Source organism: Pseudomonas sp. NY15364 (genome assembly GCF_048068235.1).
GTDB classification, from domain to species: Bacteria; Pseudomonadota; Gammaproteobacteria; order Pseudomonadales; family Pseudomonadaceae; genus Aquipseudomonas; species Aquipseudomonas mendocina_D.
Genome location: NZ_JBLUPX010000033.1, coordinates 1 through 15,003, shown reverse-complemented (window position 1 = coordinate 15,003; position 15,003 = coordinate 1). Strand labels below are relative to the sequence as shown.

Here is a 15,003-nt window from a genome sequence, read left to right as displayed (position 1 = left end):
AGCAAACGCGCCCTTGGCTGAGCCTCATCGCCCGAGTAAGGTCGGAGCCTTCACAGAGGGAAGTTATCGATGAGCAAGAAAGTGGCGCTGGTGCTGGGCTCGGGAGGTGCGCGCGGCTATGCGCACATCGGCGTGATCGAGGAATTGCAAGCGCGCGGTTATGAAATCGGCTGCATCGCCGGCTGCTCGATGGGCGCTGTGGTCGGCGGTATTTTCGCTGCCGGCAAGTTGCGCGAATACCGTGAATGGACGGAAAGCCTGGATTATCTCGACGTGCTGCGCCTGCTCGATGTCAGCTTCCGTCTCGGCGCGATTCGCGGTGAGCGCGTGTTCGGGCGCATTCAGGAAATCGTTGGCGACGTGGATATCGAAAACCTCGCCATCCCCTTCACTGCCGTCGCCACCGATCTCACCAACCAGCAGGAAATCTGGTTCCAGGAAGGCTGCCTACATCAGGCGATGCGTGCCTCGGCGGCGATTCCGAGCCTGTTCACTCCGGTCATCCAGGGCAAGCGCATGCTGGTCGACGGCGGCCTGCTCAACCCGTTGCCGATCGTCCCGGTGGTGTCCAGCCACTGCGACCTGATCATCGCGGTCAACCTCAACGCCACCAACCAGAATCACTACCAGTTGCCAGTGATCGAACGCCCTGCCGCCCTCAAGGGGCGCATCGACCAGTTGATGACGTCGCTCGGCTCGCGTCTGCCCAGTTTTCGCCGCAAGAGCGAGGACGAAACCCTGCTGCTCGCCGAGGAACAGAGCCTCGCCGATGACGTCAGCCCGGCCGCAGCGCCTAGTCGCAAAGAGGACGATGAACCCGCGCCAAAATCCGCCAGCGGCTCACGCGTAGCCGAATTCAGCGGGCCAGCGTCACTACTGGAACTGGTCAACCAGAGCTTCGAGGTGATGCAGACCTCATTGGCGCAGTACAAGATCGCCGGCTACCCGCCGGACATCCTGATCAACGTGCCCAAGCGTGCCTGCCGCTTCTTCGAGTTCTACAAGGCGCCGGAGCTGATCATGCTGGGTCGGCAAATCGCTCGCGACACCCTCGATAAATACGAAAGCGAACGCGGCTGATCAGCCGCGTGTTTCCTCGCCCGGCAGTGGTTTGTCGACCACTGCTTCAGCCGGCGGCGCCTTGTCCGCCACCCAGTCGCTGAGCAGGCTGTAGGCCACCGCCAGCAGGGTCGGGCCGAGGAACAGGCCCATGAAGCCGAAGGCCAGAATGCCGCCGAATACGCCGAGCAGCACCACCACCAGCGGCAGGTTGCCGCCACGGCTGATCAGGTAGGGTTTTAGGATGTTGTCCACCCCACTGATGATGAAAAAGCCCCAGATACCCAGGAAGATCGCCATGCCGATCTCGCCCTGCCACACCAGCCAGGCCACGGCGGGGCCCCAGATTAGCGGAGGGATCATGATGAAGCTGAAGGCGAAGGTCAGCAGGCCCAGCACCAGGGCGCCCGGCACCCCGGCGATGACGAAACCGATGTAAGCCAGCACGGCCTGCGCGGCGGCGGTGCCGATCACGCCGTTGACCACCCGCTGCACGGTGCCAGCGACCAGCTCCAGATAATGATCGGCACGCTCGCCGATCAGTCGCTCCAGAAGGCTATGCACGAACACCGCCAGGCGCGGCCCGTCACGGTAGAAGAAGAACACCAGCACCAGGCTCAGGGCCAGCTCGACCATGCCCGCACCGATCTTCGCACTACGTGCCACCAGCCAGTTGCCTACCTGCCCCAGATAGGGCCGCAGCGTGTCGAAGAAGGCTGCGCCCTGCTGATCGATGGTGCGCCACAGCTCCACCAGGCGATCACCGACCAACGGAATACTGCCCAGCCAGCTCGGCGGTGGAGGCAGACCTTCGACCTGCAGATCCTTGACCAGCGCGTTGGCGTCCTTGATGTGGTCGGCCAGGTTGAAGCCCAGCCAGACCAACGGCACCGCTACCATGATCACCCAGACGCCGGTGAGGATGCCCGCTGCCAGCGACATGCGCCCGTTGACCAGTTGCGTCAGCAGGCGCATCAGCGGCCAGCTGGCAAAGGCCAGCACGGCGGCCCAGAACAACGCTGACCAGAATGGTGCCAGCACCCAGAGGCTGGCGGCCAGCAGGCCGAGCAGAAGAATCTGCACCAGCAGACGATCATTAGTGGCCATCAAGCGAAACTCCATTCGACGAAACGACAAAGCGCCCTTACGGGCGCTCTGTTATGGCGATTGCGAGTGCTAGCTTAACGCAACAAACGCACGCTCAGTGTTTCATCCGAACTTTCACCCAACTCCAGGCGGGCTTCGCGCACACGCTGTTCGATCAACGCCTCGCGCCAGGCTTCGGCCTGGCTACCGGCGAGGCTGACGCGCAAGGTGCTGTCGAGGTTGAGACTGCGCGCCAGCACTTCCACCCAGGCGCTGTCGGCCTTGGCTTCGTCGGGCAGTTTCAGTTGCCCATCGGTACGCAACTGACGCAGCAGGGTCGCGGGCGTCGGCAGCAATGCCCCCAGAGGAGCTTCGGCATCCAGTTGCTCGGCATGCAGGTAAGCGCGGCGATTACCACGGGTGATGCTGTACAGCGCCAGCAAGCTCTCGTGGTTCGGCTCGGCCAGGCGCAGCAATGCGTAAGCCTGCTGGTCGTCGGAGCCATACAGCGTGGCATTACCGAACACCGAGTTGGCCCACAAACTGCTCGCGCCACACTCACGGCCTTGGCACCAGTAAAGCAGTTCCGCGCCCTTCTCCAGCAGGGTTTCCCGCGCTTCGGTGAAGACCTGATCGGCACTGTGGGTACGCGGCAGCTCGTAGGTCACCGCACTGTGCTGGCCCTGCACCAGGACCTCACGCTCATAGCGCAACCGCCCGCTGATGCGGCGAATGGAGCCTTGCGGGTAGATGCGCTCGACATCGGACGCTTCCTTGAAGGCGACGATGTGGCTGGCGGGGAAACGCGGCAATACCTCAAGGTCGCGACTGCCAGGCAGATCGGCTGCCAGCACGGCCCCACTGCAAAAGGTGGCAAGCGCTGCCGAGAACAGCTTCATGCGCCCCGTCATCGAGTGGAAACCTGTTGAAGGAAAGCGGCAGACGGGCTTGCTGAGCAGCGAGTGGCGACGTTTAACGGGTCGATCATGCGATCCTCCATGGCAGACCGCCACACCTTTCCCCACGACTGCAGGCAAGTCAAGGCAAGCGCAGGAATGGATTGAAACAATCCGCTACGAGCTGCGCGCCGGCTTCATCATCCAGATGCAGGTGGTGCCCGCCGGGCAGACGGTGCACCTCGAACGGCAAATCCTGCAGCAAGCCGCGCACGGCGGACTGCGCGCCCATCATGCCCTGCTCCGCCAACACCAGGCTGACCGGGCATTGCAGCGCACGAACGAACGCCTGGGCATGGGCCCAGCTCAGACGCAGCGGCGACGGCAGGGTCAGGCGGCTATCGGTACGCCAGGTGTAACCGCCCGGCACCGGCATCAACCCTCGCTGCGCAAGCAGTTCGGCCGCCTCACGACTGACCGCCCCCACGCCCTTCATACGAGCTTCGACAGCACGCGCCATCTCGGCATACACCGGCTTGCGCTTGTCGGTGAGCGCCTGCCTGGCGCGCAACGCTTCGCCCAATTTTTCCGGCGCCTGTTCGGCCTCACCGGTATAAGGCACCAAGCCATCGATCAGCGCCAGGCGCTCGATCCGCTCCGGCATCGCCCCTGCCAGCAACACCGCAGTGATCGCGCCCATGGAGTGACCCAGGATGGAAAATCGCTCCCAGCCAAACTGCTCGGCGACCTGCAGGACGTCAAAGGCATAGTCCCACAACGCGTAACCGGCGCCAGCCGAACGATGCTCGGAGTGACCATGACCGGCGAAGTCCAGGGCGACGATGCGCACCCCCTCGAGCTTCGGCGCCAGCCGCGCGAAGCTCGCCGCGTTATCCAACCAACCGTGCAGCGCCAGCACCGGCACACCGTCCTCCGGCCCGTAGAGATGCGCCGCCAACTCGATATGCGGCAGGCTCAGACGAATTTCCTCGAAACCCATGCTCATGCACGTTGCTCCTGGCTACCAGCCCAGCGGGTGAACAGCTGACGCAAAAGGTCGGCAGTCGCCTGAGGGCGCTCCAGCGGGAACATGTGTCCGCCCGGCAGGTTGTGATATTCGGCCCGCGGCATGCGCCGCAGCAGATGCGCATGATGCGGTAATACCACTCTACTGTGGCGGCCACGCACCAAGGCCAGCGGCACAGCCAGCTGCTGCGGCCTGCCCGGCGAGGTATGCGGCACGCTGCGATAGATGCTGATCTCGGTGGCCGGGTCGAATTTCAGGCGTAGTCCCTGCTCCGCCCGTTGCAGACCGTGACTGACATAGGCATCCAGACACTCGGGATCGAAGCGGCGGAACAGGCTCTTGCCAGCGAAGTAATCGCGCGCCTCGACCAGATCGGCAAAGGCTTCGCGGCGCCCCAGGGTACGGCCGGCAGGCGTGATGCGGTCGATGAAGCCAAAGCGCTTGGCGGCGCGAATCACCATGCGGTCAGCCAGCGTCAGCACCGGCGAATCGAGCATCACTACCCCACGATATAGCTCGGGGCGAAGCAAAGCGGCGTGATAGTGCAGCACGCCGCCGAGCGAATGACCGACACCCCAGACCGGCTCGCCACTGTCCTCAAGGTGATGGATCAGCTCATCGACCAGATTCGACCAGTTGTCATTGACCGGAAAACGCGAGTCATGGCCGTGCTGCTCCAGGTGCTGCACCTGAAAATCCGGCGCCAGCGCGGCGAAAAGCTTGCCGTAGGTGGCGGACGGAAAGCCGTTGGCATGAGCGAAAAAGACCGGCTGCGGCATGCATCAAACTCGAGAAGGCGAATATGCCCGGATTCTCCGGCAGCTACGTAGCAGTGGCAATGACCGTAACGGCCATTGATGGCGGCGCAATGGTCAGAGCTATAGCAGCAGACGTCCGACGATACTGGCCGCCACCAGCATAAATACCAGACCGCAAACGAAGTCGATGGTCGGCGCCACCTGCAGCAGCCGCTGACGCATCAGCGGTCGGCTCAGGGTCATACCGAGCAGGCCAAACCAGAACAGGCTCAGGCCGAACAACAGAGCGGCACAGGCCACCTTGCCGGGCAGCGACATGTCCGCCGGCACCAGACTGCTGAGCAGCGCCAGGAAGAACACCAGGGCCTTGGGGTTGCCCAGGTTGGTGAGCACGCCGCGTAACCAGGGGCCGAACAGCGAAGGTGTCAGCTCGCCATCCAGACGTCTGCTGCCCGCACTGCCATGCCACCAGGCGCGCACCGCGCCGATGCCCAGCCAGCCCAGGTAGAGCGCGCCACCGACCTGCACCAGAGCGAACAACCACTCGGTGCGACTGAGCAGCAAAGCCACGCCACTGAGCACCAGTGTGCCATGCAGAAGAATGCCGCAAGCCAGCCCAAGCGCACTGAGCAAGCCTGCACGCTGCCCTTGATGCAGAGCGGTGCGCACCACCAGCGCCACATCCGGGCCGGGACTGATAAGGGCCACCGCGAACACGGCAGCCAGCGACAGCAAGACGGACGTCTCCTGCATGGTGATCTCCAGGAACGTGAAAAACGCGATGTGTGAGTGGGTCAGCCCTGACGCAGACGCGCCGGTGGCAGGCCGTAGGTGCGGCGGAACAACCGCGAGAAATGCGCCTGGTCGTAGAAGCCCAGGCGCAAGGCGATCTCGCTCAGAGGCTCACCGGCCAGCACCAGCGGCAATGTCCGCTGCAAACGCAGCTGCGTCAGCCACTGATGCGGTGGCAGGCCGGTGTGCTCGCGGAAACGCCGCAACGCCTGCCACGGACTCATGGCGCAGAAAGCGGCGATTTCATCCAACGAAGGCGGATCGTCCAGGCGACTTTCCAGCCAATCGCGCAGCCGCTGCCAGGTGTGCGGATCAAAAACGCGATGCGGCTCGCTGACACGCAACGTCGAGCCCATCTCCAACAAATGGGCCAACGCCTGCCAGAGTGCTTCTTCCTGGGCCAGTCTCGAGCCGCCCAGCATCGCCGCATGAAAGCGCTGCAGGTGCTGTGACAGCAGCGGGTGACGCAGACTGCTGGTGGTCAAGCGTGGCGCGCCCTGACGACCGTCACTCAGGGTACGACTGGCTTCATCCACCAAGAGGGATCGAACGCCATCACCCGAATGCGGTAACTCTGGCCATCGAGGCAGGCGCCGTCATAAATCCCTTCCGGCGCCATCAACAACACGTCCCCTGCCCCGACATGCCGGCGCTCACCGCCATAGGCGTAGCGATGCTGCCCCTGGATCAGCAGGCCGACGTGGTATTCCAGATGAAAATGCCGAGGAAAGGCGAAGCGGCGGTACTCGGCGTCAATCAGGCGAACGCCGGGCAAGCTGCTTTGGATATGAGTGATGTGATCCATGGCGCGTACTGTAGCGCCATGGATCAGGCAAATCTTGGATGAAATTGCAGGCCGAAAATCATAGTTTCGGCGGTTGCTCACCCAGGGGTACGATGGCCATGGTCAACCGCGAGATGCAGCTGGCCTTGCCGTCATCGCCACTCAGGCGAATGTCCCAGACGTGAGTGGTACGCCCCAGATGCACCGCCCGCGCCACCGCATGCACACGCCCGCTGCGCAAACCGCGCAGATGGTTGGCATTGACCTCCAGACCGACGCAGTAGAAGCGGCTGCTGTCGATGCACAGGTAGCTGGCGGTGGAACCGAGGGTTTCCGCCAGCACCACCGAGGCGCCGCCGTGCAGCAGACCGTAAGGCTGATGAGTGCGCGAGTCGATCACCATGCTGGCGCTGAGCGACTCGTCGTCGAAGGCTTCGAAACGAATGTCCAGCACCTCGCCGATGCTATTTTTCAAGGTCGCGTTGAGTGCATCGATATCGGGCGTTCGTTGCCACAATCCCATGAGCGTGTCCCTTGTGCGTTGAAACCGGGCCGGTCAGCCCGGCCCACTGATACTCAATCGTGCCAGAGCACGGCTTCGCTGCGCTGCTGCCATTCGGCGAAACGCTCGCCGTAGGTGCCTTCGATCACCGCGCGCTTGATCTTCAGGGTTGGGGTGAGGAAACCGTTCTCCACCGCCCAGACCTCCTTGACCAGCACCAGGCCTTGCAGCCGCTCATGATGATCGAGGCGACCATTGACCTCGGCGAGCAAGGCCTTGAGGCTGCTTTCAAGCTCATCGCGGCTGTCATTGGCCGCCTCCTGGCGCCCCACATCGGAGAGCACGCATAGAGCGATGGGTTGCGGCAAGCCGTCGCCAACCACGCACACCTGCTCGATACGCGAGTGTTCACCGATGCGATTTTCGATCGGTGCCGGCGCGACATACTTGCCCTTGCTGGTCTTGAAGATTTCCTTGATACGCCCGGTAAGACGCAGGTTACCTTCGGCGTCCTGCTCGCCCTTGTCCCCGGTACGCAGAAAGCCGTCGTCAGTCAGCGTCTCGGCGGTCTTCATCGGGTCCTTGAAGTAGCCCTGCATGGTCGCGCCACTGCGCACCTGAACTTCGCCATCCTCGGCGATGCGCACCTCGACACCGGGGTTGTTCTGGCCAATCCAGCCCTGCTTGAACTTGCCGGGCAAACAGACGTGGGAGTAACCACAGTTCTCGGTCATGCCATAAACCTCCTGGATCTCCATACCCAGGCGGCGATACCAGTTGAGCAGTGTTTCAGGCACTGGCGCAGCGCCGGACAGCGCGTAGCGAATGGCGTCCAGGCCAAGGCCGGCGAGTACCTTACGACCGATGAAATGGCCGATGATTGGCAGCCGCAGCAGACGCTCGAGCTTCTGCGCCGGCATCTTGCTGTACACGCCCATCTGGAACTTGGTCCAGATACGCGGCACGCCGAACATCACGGTCGGCCGCGCGCGCTTGAGATCTTCCAGAAAGGTATCCAGGCTCTCGGCGAAGAAGATCGTCTGCCCCGCGTAGATGGACGCTAACTCGACGAACATGCGCTCGGCCACGTGACACAGCGGCAGGTAGGAGATCAGCCGATCATCCTCGCCCACACCGAACAGCTTGATGGCGTTGCTGGCGGCGAAACCGAAATTGGAGAAGTTGTGCATCACGCCCTTGGGCGTGCCGGTAGTGCCGGAGGTGTAGATGATGGTGGCCAGCTGGTTGGCTGCGGGCTTGGGGTCATCCTGAATCGGCGCGCTGCGCTGCAGGTCATCCCAGCTGTAGTCGAAGCTGCCCTGAGGATGTAGCGGCAGGCTGACTGTCGGCAAATCCTGCGGCAGGCCAGGCGCCATCGACGCCCAGTCATCGAGCTTGCCGACGAAGGCCAGAGCAGCTTCTGAATGTTCCAGCACCTGGCGCATCGAGTCGGCAGTCAGGTTGGGATACAACGGTACCGAAACGTGGCCCGCCATCCAGATTGCCAGATCGGCAACGATCCAGTGCGCGCAGTTCTTGGAGATGATGGCGATGCGGCTACCCTGTGGCAGCTCGCGACTGCGCAACCAACTGGCTGCGCGACGAGCCTGCTCACCAACATCGGCCCAGCTCAGCTCCAGCAGCTGGCCGCCCCCCAAAGGTTGCACCATGTAGCGTTTGTTCGGGTGCCTTGCTTCACGTTCGTAAAACAGCTCGAGCGGCAAACGGATTGCATCAGCCACAGGGCTTCCTCCTTTGTTGTTTTTGTAGGAATCAACCAAGCACTTGCTTGGTTGAATATTCCACGCAGACAAAAGAGGTGCAAGTTAAGAAATGTTTCTCGTCTGGAACATTTGCCGCAGAAGCGCGACAGGCCCAGGCACGACGCAGCTGTGACGCCACAAGCGGCGCCACAGAACGAAGGGTCAACGGGGGTGGATCAGCGCCAGCAGCTCCATCAGCCCGGCAGCCGGGATATCGCCTTCCAGCTCAGCCAGGCTGGCAGTGCGCATGGGCAGCGGTTCCTGCCGGTGACCGTGTACCAGCAGCCCACCCAGCGCGCCAATCAGCGGTTGATGGCTGACCAGCAGCACCTCGGCACGCTCGCGCTCATCGAGATACTTCAGGGCTTCACGGGGATCGCTATCGGGCGTCAGCCAGGTCACGGTGTTTATCTTGCCAGTGAACCCCAGCTCGCTGCGCACCAGCTCGGCAGTCTGCTGGGCACGCACATAGGGGCTGGCGACGATGGCAGTCAACGGCCGGCCGGCGAGCTGAGCTGCGGCCTGCTGCACTTCCTTGCGACCATGAGCGGTGAGCTCGCGCGCAGCATCACTGGCCGCCTGTGGCTCGGCCTCACCATGGCGCAGCAGCCATAACCTCACAGCTTTGGCTCCTCATCGCGCACAGGATGTGGCGCAGGGGGAATGCTGTGCGCGGTTTCGCCTTCAGGCGCACGTGGCGTTGGCCAATCGGCGAACGGCCAGGGTTTTTCATCGGTGTTGAAGGTACCGAAACGACCGATCTGCGCCAGGTACTGGCTGAGGCTGTCGCCAAAGCCAAGCAGGCTGGCGTTCGGCGCGTCGTAGAACAGACGATAACCAAGCTGCAGCAGCACCACGGCGCCGAGCAGCAATTCGGCCAGCTGCCAGATGATGAGAAAGATCACCATCCACAGAATGCGCAACAGAATCGATTCACGCGCCAATTCCTGCTTTTCATCGCTCATGAGTCACTCTCCTTGATTGGCTACCGGGTTCAGAAACCTGCAGTGGGGATGAAATCGACGTCAGTCTTGGGTTCACCGAGCATCAGTAATTCGATGACCTGAGCCAGCGTACGCCCCTCGAAGAGGATGGCATGCAGGCCAGCGACCAGCGGCATGTATACGTCCAGTTCTTCAGCACGGGCCTTGAGCACCTTCAGCGTATTGACCCCTTCGGCGACTTCGCCAAGGCGCTGCACCGCGTCGTCCAGGCTGAGACCTTCGCCCAGGGCGAAGCCGACCTGATAGTTGCGGCTTTTCGGTGACGAACAGGTGACGATCAGGTCGCCGACGCCAGCCAGGCCGAGAAAGGTCATCGGGTTGGCGCCGAGCTTGACCGCGAAACGGGTCATTTCCGCCAGGGCACGGGTAATCAGCATGCTTTTGGTGTTCTCACCCATGCCCAGCGCCGCCGCCATGCCGGACATGATGGCGTAAACGTTCTTCAACGCGCCGCCGAGCTCGACGCCGAAACGGTCGGCACTGGCATAGACGCGGAAGGTCCGGCCATGCAAGGCCTGCTGCACGCGCGAGCACAGCTCTTCGTCTTCACTGGCGATCACTGTCGCGGTCAGCGCGTGATCAGCCACTTCCTTGGCCAAGTTCGGCCCGGACAGCACGCCAATACGCGCCTCGGGAGCGATCTCCTCGAGAATCTGGCTCATCAGCTTGAAGGTCTTGGCCTCGATGCCCTTGGTGGTGCTGATCAGCATCTTGCCTGCCAGCAGTGGCGCAACCAGTTGCAGAGCATCGCGCAAAGCGCTGGAAGGCAATGCGACCAGCACCAGCTCGGCCTGCTGCAGCACGCCACTGAGGTCACTGGTCGGCTCGATACCGCTATGCAGCTTGACCCCCTTCAGGTAGCGCGGGTTTTCGCCACTCTGGCGCATCTGCTCGGCCTGCTCGGGGTCACGCATCCATTGCAGGACGCGCTGGCCGTTCTCTGCCAGCAGGTTGGCCAGAGCGGTGCCGAAGCTGCCGCCGCCGAGTACGGCAATGGGTTGGAGCTGTGTCATAGGTCTTCCGAATGAGGCCATTGGTAATGGCGGTCTGCGTGCATTATACGGAGCCGAGAGTGCCCGGCCAGGGCAAAAGTTCAGCGCTGGCCGTCAGTTAGGTGGGGCAAACGAGAATTACCGCAGAGTGCAGACACCTGGCGCTGGCAAAGCGCGTCGGGTCGGTTAACATGCTGGATCGACGTTAATTGCCAAGGACGATTCGTGCCCACAGGCAGCCCCTTGCCCCCACCCTGCACCTCTCGTCAGGCAGCAGCGCCGCTTTCCAAGGATGGTAGAGCCATGAACCAGCGTCGCGGCTGGAACATTCACACCCGCACCCAGCTGATCAGTGTCGGCCCGGCCCTGCTGCTGACCCTGCTGCTGACCGGCTTTCTCACCTTCACCCGCCTGCAGGACCTGCGCCTGGAGCAGGGCCATATCGGCCAGCTGATCGCCAATCAACTGGCGCCAGCCACCGAATACGGCGTGCTCAACGACAACCTCAACACACTGGAAAGCCTGCTGCGTGCCACCCTGAGCACCCCCGACGTGCGCTTCGCCGAAGTGCGCGACCGTGACGACAACATCCTGGTGTATGTCGAACGCCCCAAGGAACAAGGTCATAGCACGCCGCAAGTCGAGGTGTTCCAGGCCCCCATCCGCCTACAGGGCCAGCCTGCCCGCACGCAAGCGCTGCCACCTTTGGGCAAGGCACTCGGCGACGGCTACCTGGGCCGGGTGGTAGTGGGCATGTCTAACGACACCTTCAATACGCGCCAGCAGGAGATACTGTTCAAGGCCGGAATTCTGTCGCTGCTGGCGTTGCTGCTGACCTTTCTCCTCGCCAGGCGCCTGGCCAGGCGTCTGGCGCAGCCGTTGAGCGCCATGGGCCAAGCTCTGGAACGCATCCAGAGCGGCGATTATCGACCTTCGCTGATCGAGCGCGGTAATGACGAGCTAACCGACCTCGCCCGGCATATCAACAACCTCGCCTGCGCCCTCGAGCAGAGCGGTCACGAGCAGCAACAGGCGATTGCCGAGCTGATCCAGGCGCGTGAGGAGTCCGAGCAGGCCAACCGCGCCAAATCCGACTTCCTGGCGATGATGAGCCACGAACTGCGCACGCCGATGAATGGCGTACTGGGCATGCTGCAACTGCTGGAAACCACCAGCCTGAATGACGAGCAGACCGAATACGCAGCCTTGGCCACCGAATCCACCGAGCACCTGCTCAAGGTGATCAACGATATTCTCGATTTCTCGCGGATCGAACGCGGCGCACTAGAGCTCGAGGCCATCCCCTTCAGCCTGCTGGAGCTACTGCAGGGTTCGGTTCAGGTGTTCCAGCACAGCGCCCAGCAACGCGGCCTGCAACTGCTGCTGGAAAACCAGCCAGGCCTGGAGCAGTTGGAGATGCAAGGCGACCCCACTCGCATCCGACAGATTCTGGTCAACCTGATCGGCAACGCACTGAAGTTCACCGAAGAAGGCCAGATTCGTGTGCAAACCCGCTGGCAGCAGCTGGACGACCAGGTGCTGTGGTTCACCTGCGCCGTGCGCGACAGCGGTATTGGCATCGACGACGAGCGCCTGGAACACATGTTCGACGCCTTTCAGCAGGCCGACACCTCGATTTCCCGCCGTTACGGCGGCACCGGCCTCGGCCTGCCGATCGCTCGCACCTTGGCCGAACGCATGGGCGGCACCTTGCGCGCGGAAAGCCGACTGGGCGAAGGCTCGGTGTTCACCCTGGAGATACCTTTACCCTTTCTGGCCCGCAGCGAGCAGGCACAAAGCAGTGACAGCCAGAGCCTGAGCAGCGGCGACGGCCAAGCAGTGCTGCTGGTGGAGGACAATCCGGTCAACCAGACGGTCATCGAAGCCATGCTGCGCAGCCTGGGCTATCAGGTCAGTCTGGTCGGCGATGGTCAGCAGGCCGTACAAAACTGCAGCCAGCACGACTATGCCACCATCCTGATGGATTGCAGACTGCCGTTGATGGACGGTTACGAGGCGACGCGGCAGATCCGTCAGCTCCAGCAATACCAACAGGTGCCGATCATCGCCCTGACCGCCAATGCCCTGCAGGGTGACCGCGAAGCCTGCCTGGAAGCGGGAATGAACGATTACCTGGCAAAACCGTTCAAACGAGCAGATTTGCAACGCATTCTGCTGCGCTGGCTACCACCCCGACCATAGGCGAGTAGCGCCCGTGACAAGCCGGCGTTACAAGGGGAAACTGCTGTGTCTGTGACAATGCCAGTACAGCAGAGTACAACTGTACTCACTGCGCTGTGACTTTCACCACAACGCAATAGTCTATGACTAGGCTGCCGGCAGACGCCCCCTATTTCAGGCGCGCCGGCCAGGACGATTCGCCCAGCCTTAGAAGCATGGGGACAATTGAGGAGCTCGCATGACAAAACAAAACGCCTACTCTCGGGAAGACCTGCTCGCCTGCGGCCGCGGCGAACTGTTCGGCCCCGGGAACGCGCAACTGCCCGCCCCGAACATGCTGATGATCGATCGCATCGTTCACATCAGCGAGACCGGCGGCAAGCACGGCAAAGGCGAAATCGTCGCTGAGCTCGACATCAACCCGGACCTGTGGTTCTTCGGTTGCCACTTCGAAGGCGACCCGGTCATGCCAGGCTGCCTGGGCCTCGACGCCATGTGGCAGCTGGTCGGTTTCTATCTGGGCTGGCAAGGCAACCCGGGCCGCGGTCGTGCCCTGGGTAGCGGCGAGGTGAAGTTCTTCGGTCAGGTCCTGCCGACCGCCAAGAAAGTCACCTACAACATTCATATCAAGCGCACCATCAACCGCTCGCTGATCCTCGGCATCGCCGATGGCACCGTGGCCGTCGACGGCCGCGAGATCTACAGTGCCGAAGGCCTGCGCGTTGGCCTGTTCACCTCTACCGACAGTTTCTGAAGGACTTGCACATGCGTCGTGTCGTGATTACCGGTCTGGGCATCGTTTCCTGCCTGGGCAATGACAAAGAAGCCGTTGCCAACAGCCTCCGCGCGGGCAAATCCGGCATCCGTTTCAACCCGTCCTACGCTGAAATGGGCCTGCGTAGCCACGTTTCCGGTTCGGTCAATCTGAACCTGGAAGAGTTGATCGACCGCAAGCTTTATCGCTTCATGGGCGACGCTGCGGCCTACGCCTACCTGTCGATGGAGCAGGCGATCAAGGATTCCGGCCTCAGCGAAGAGCAGATTTCCAACCCGCGCACCGGTCTGATCGCCGGTTCCGGTGGTGCTTCCACCGTCAACCAGATGGAAGCTATCGACACCCTGCGCGAGAAAGGCGTCAAGCGCATCGGCCCATACCGTGTGACCCGCACCATGGGCAGCACCGTATCGGCATGCCTGGCAACACCGTTCAAGATCAAGGGCGTCAACTTCTCCATCTCCTCGGCCTGCGCCACCAGCGCACACTGCATCGGCCAGGCCATGGAACAGATCCAGCTGGGCAAGCAGGACGTGGTCTTCGCCGGTGGTGGTGAAGAGGAACACTGGAGCCAGAGCTGCCTGTTCGACGCCATGGGCGCCCTCTCCACCCAGTACAACGACACCCCGGAAAAAGCCTCGCGCGCCTACGACGCCAAGCGTGACGGTTTCGTCATCGCCGGCGGTGGCGGCATGGTCGTGGTCGAGGAGCTGGAGCACGCTCTGGCCCGTGGCGCCAAGATCTACGCGGAAATCGTCGGCTACGGCGCGACCTCCGATGGCTACGACATGGTCGCTCCGAGCGGTGAAGGTGCGATCCGCTGCATGCAGCAGGCGCTGGCCACTGTCGACACCCCGATCGATTACCTGAACACCCACGGTACCTCGACGCCGGTTGGCGACGTTGCGGAAATCAAAGGCGTGCGCGCCGTGTTCGGCGACAAGGCCCCGGCCATCAGCTCGACCAAGAGCCTGTCCGGTCACAGCCTCGGCGCTGCCGGCGTGCAGGAAGCGATCTACTGCATGCTGATGATGGAAGGTAACTTCATCGCCGCATCGGCCAACATCGACGAGCTCGACCCGGAAGTTGCTGATATGCCGATCCAGCTCAGCACCGTCGAGAACGCCAAGCTCGATACCGTGATGAGCAACAGCTTCGGCTTCGGCGGCACCAACGCCACTCTGGTGCTCAAGCGCTGGGCCGGCAAGTAACTGCTGCTGCGGTAAAGAAAACGGCGCCCTCGCAGACTGTGTGAAAACCTAGCAGTCTGAGAGCAAGGTGAAGACAATGCCTCTATCGGTCGATAGGGGCATTGTCGTTTATGGGCTATATCCAAGGTGAAGATCGGCAACAAAGCAGCCTGTTTCCGCCGACATTGGAAGAG

At 62.4% G+C, this 15,003-nt stretch carries 14 protein-coding genes and 1 pseudogene; 4 read left to right on the top strand and 11 right to left on the bottom strand.

Annotation, left to right across the window (positions count from 1 at the left end; translation table 11 throughout):
* Nucleotides 1-69: 69 nt before the first annotated feature.
* Complete coding sequence (locus tag ACNFCJ_RS20475) at nucleotides 70-1,080, top strand: patatin-like phospholipase family protein (RefSeq protein WP_143507483.1); 1,011 nt, start codon at nucleotides 70-72, stop codon at nucleotides 1,078-1,080.
* Here ACNFCJ_RS20475 and ACNFCJ_RS20470 read toward each other — a convergent pair whose 3' ends face one another.
* The 11 genes and pseudogenes from ACNFCJ_RS20470 to ACNFCJ_RS20420 form a co-directional block, all read right to left on the bottom strand.
* Nucleotides 1,081-2,166 (bottom strand): AI-2E family transporter, encoded by a 1,086-nt coding sequence (locus tag ACNFCJ_RS20470; protein ID WP_416773290.1) that lies wholly within the window; start codon nucleotides 2,164-2,166, stop codon nucleotides 1,081-1,083. It abuts the gene before it with no gap.
* A gap of 74 nt (nucleotides 2,167-2,240) precedes the next feature.
* Complete coding sequence (locus ACNFCJ_RS20465) at nucleotides 2,241-3,044, bottom strand: DUF4892 domain-containing protein (RefSeq protein WP_416773288.1); 804 nt, start codon at nucleotides 3,042-3,044, stop codon at nucleotides 2,241-2,243.
* A 139-nt stretch (nucleotides 3,045-3,183) separates the two neighbouring features.
* Nucleotides 3,184-4,047 (bottom strand): alpha/beta fold hydrolase, encoded by an 864-nt coding sequence (locus tag ACNFCJ_RS20460; protein WP_416773287.1) that lies wholly within the window; start codon nucleotides 4,045-4,047, stop codon nucleotides 3,184-3,186.
* Nucleotides 4,044-4,847, bottom strand: a complete 804-nt coding sequence (locus tag ACNFCJ_RS20455) for an alpha/beta fold hydrolase (RefSeq protein ID WP_416773285.1) — start codon at nucleotides 4,845-4,847, stop codon at nucleotides 4,044-4,046. The genes ACNFCJ_RS20460 and ACNFCJ_RS20455 overlap by 4 nt, the downstream gene beginning before the upstream one ends.
* Before the next feature lie 99 nt (nucleotides 4,848-4,946).
* Nucleotides 4,947-5,579 carry a LysE family translocator gene (locus ACNFCJ_RS20450; RefSeq protein ID WP_416773283.1) on the bottom strand — a complete coding sequence of 211 codons (633 nt, stop codon included), beginning with the start codon at nucleotides 5,577-5,579 and terminating at the stop codon, nucleotides 4,947-4,949.
* Nucleotides 5,580-5,620: 41 nt separating this feature from the next.
* A pseudogene (locus ACNFCJ_RS20445) lies at nucleotides 5,621-6,423 on the bottom strand (AraC family ligand binding domain-containing protein).
* A gap of 58 nt (nucleotides 6,424-6,481) precedes the next feature.
* Nucleotides 6,482-6,925 (bottom strand): hotdog fold thioesterase, encoded by a 444-nt coding sequence (locus ACNFCJ_RS20440; RefSeq protein WP_256837065.1) that lies wholly within the window; start codon nucleotides 6,923-6,925, stop codon nucleotides 6,482-6,484.
* Nucleotides 6,926-6,978: 53 nt separating this feature from the next.
* Nucleotides 6,979-8,646 carry an AMP-binding protein gene (locus tag ACNFCJ_RS20435; protein WP_416773282.1) on the bottom strand — a complete coding sequence of 556 codons (1,668 nt, stop codon included), beginning with the start codon at nucleotides 8,644-8,646 and terminating at the stop codon, nucleotides 6,979-6,981.
* Nucleotides 8,647-8,829: 183 nt separating this feature from the next.
* Nucleotides 8,830-9,288: a phosphohistidine phosphatase SixA gene (gene sixA, locus ACNFCJ_RS20430; RefSeq protein WP_099523813.1), complete on the bottom strand. Its 459-nt coding sequence runs from the start codon at nucleotides 9,286-9,288 to the stop codon at nucleotides 8,830-8,832.
* The gene (locus tag ACNFCJ_RS20425) at nucleotides 9,285-9,632 is read right to left on the bottom strand and encodes a DUF4389 domain-containing protein (protein ID WP_106732157.1); all 348 of its coding nucleotides are present in this window, start codon (nucleotides 9,630-9,632) and stop codon (nucleotides 9,285-9,287) included. Before ACNFCJ_RS20425 ends, sixA begins: the two co-directional genes overlap by 4 nt.
* Before the next feature lie 29 nt (nucleotides 9,633-9,661).
* The gene (locus ACNFCJ_RS20420; protein ID WP_416773279.1) at nucleotides 9,662-10,684 is read right to left on the bottom strand and encodes an NAD(P)H-dependent glycerol-3-phosphate dehydrogenase; all 1,023 of its coding nucleotides are present in this window, start codon (nucleotides 10,682-10,684) and stop codon (nucleotides 9,662-9,664) included.
* A gap of 282 nt (nucleotides 10,685-10,966) precedes the next feature.
* Between ACNFCJ_RS20420 and ACNFCJ_RS20415 the strand changes: the two genes are divergently transcribed.
* The 3 genes from ACNFCJ_RS20415 (at nucleotide 10,967) to fabB (ending at nucleotide 14,830) form a co-directional block, all read left to right on the top strand.
* Entirely contained in the window at nucleotides 10,967-12,865 is a 1,899-nt protein-coding gene (locus ACNFCJ_RS20415) for a response regulator (RefSeq protein WP_416773277.1), read from the top strand.
* Nucleotides 12,866-13,082: 217 nt separating this feature from the next.
* Entirely contained in the window at nucleotides 13,083-13,598 is a 516-nt protein-coding gene (fabA, locus tag ACNFCJ_RS20410) for a 3-hydroxyacyl-[acyl-carrier-protein] dehydratase FabA (protein WP_024308081.1), read from the top strand.
* An 11-nt stretch (nucleotides 13,599-13,609) separates the two neighbouring features.
* Nucleotides 13,610-14,830, top strand: coding sequence for a beta-ketoacyl-ACP synthase I (gene fabB / locus ACNFCJ_RS20405; protein WP_416773276.1), 1,221 nt, complete (start codon nucleotides 13,610-13,612; stop codon nucleotides 14,828-14,830).
* Nucleotides 14,831-15,003 lie beyond the last annotated feature (173 nt).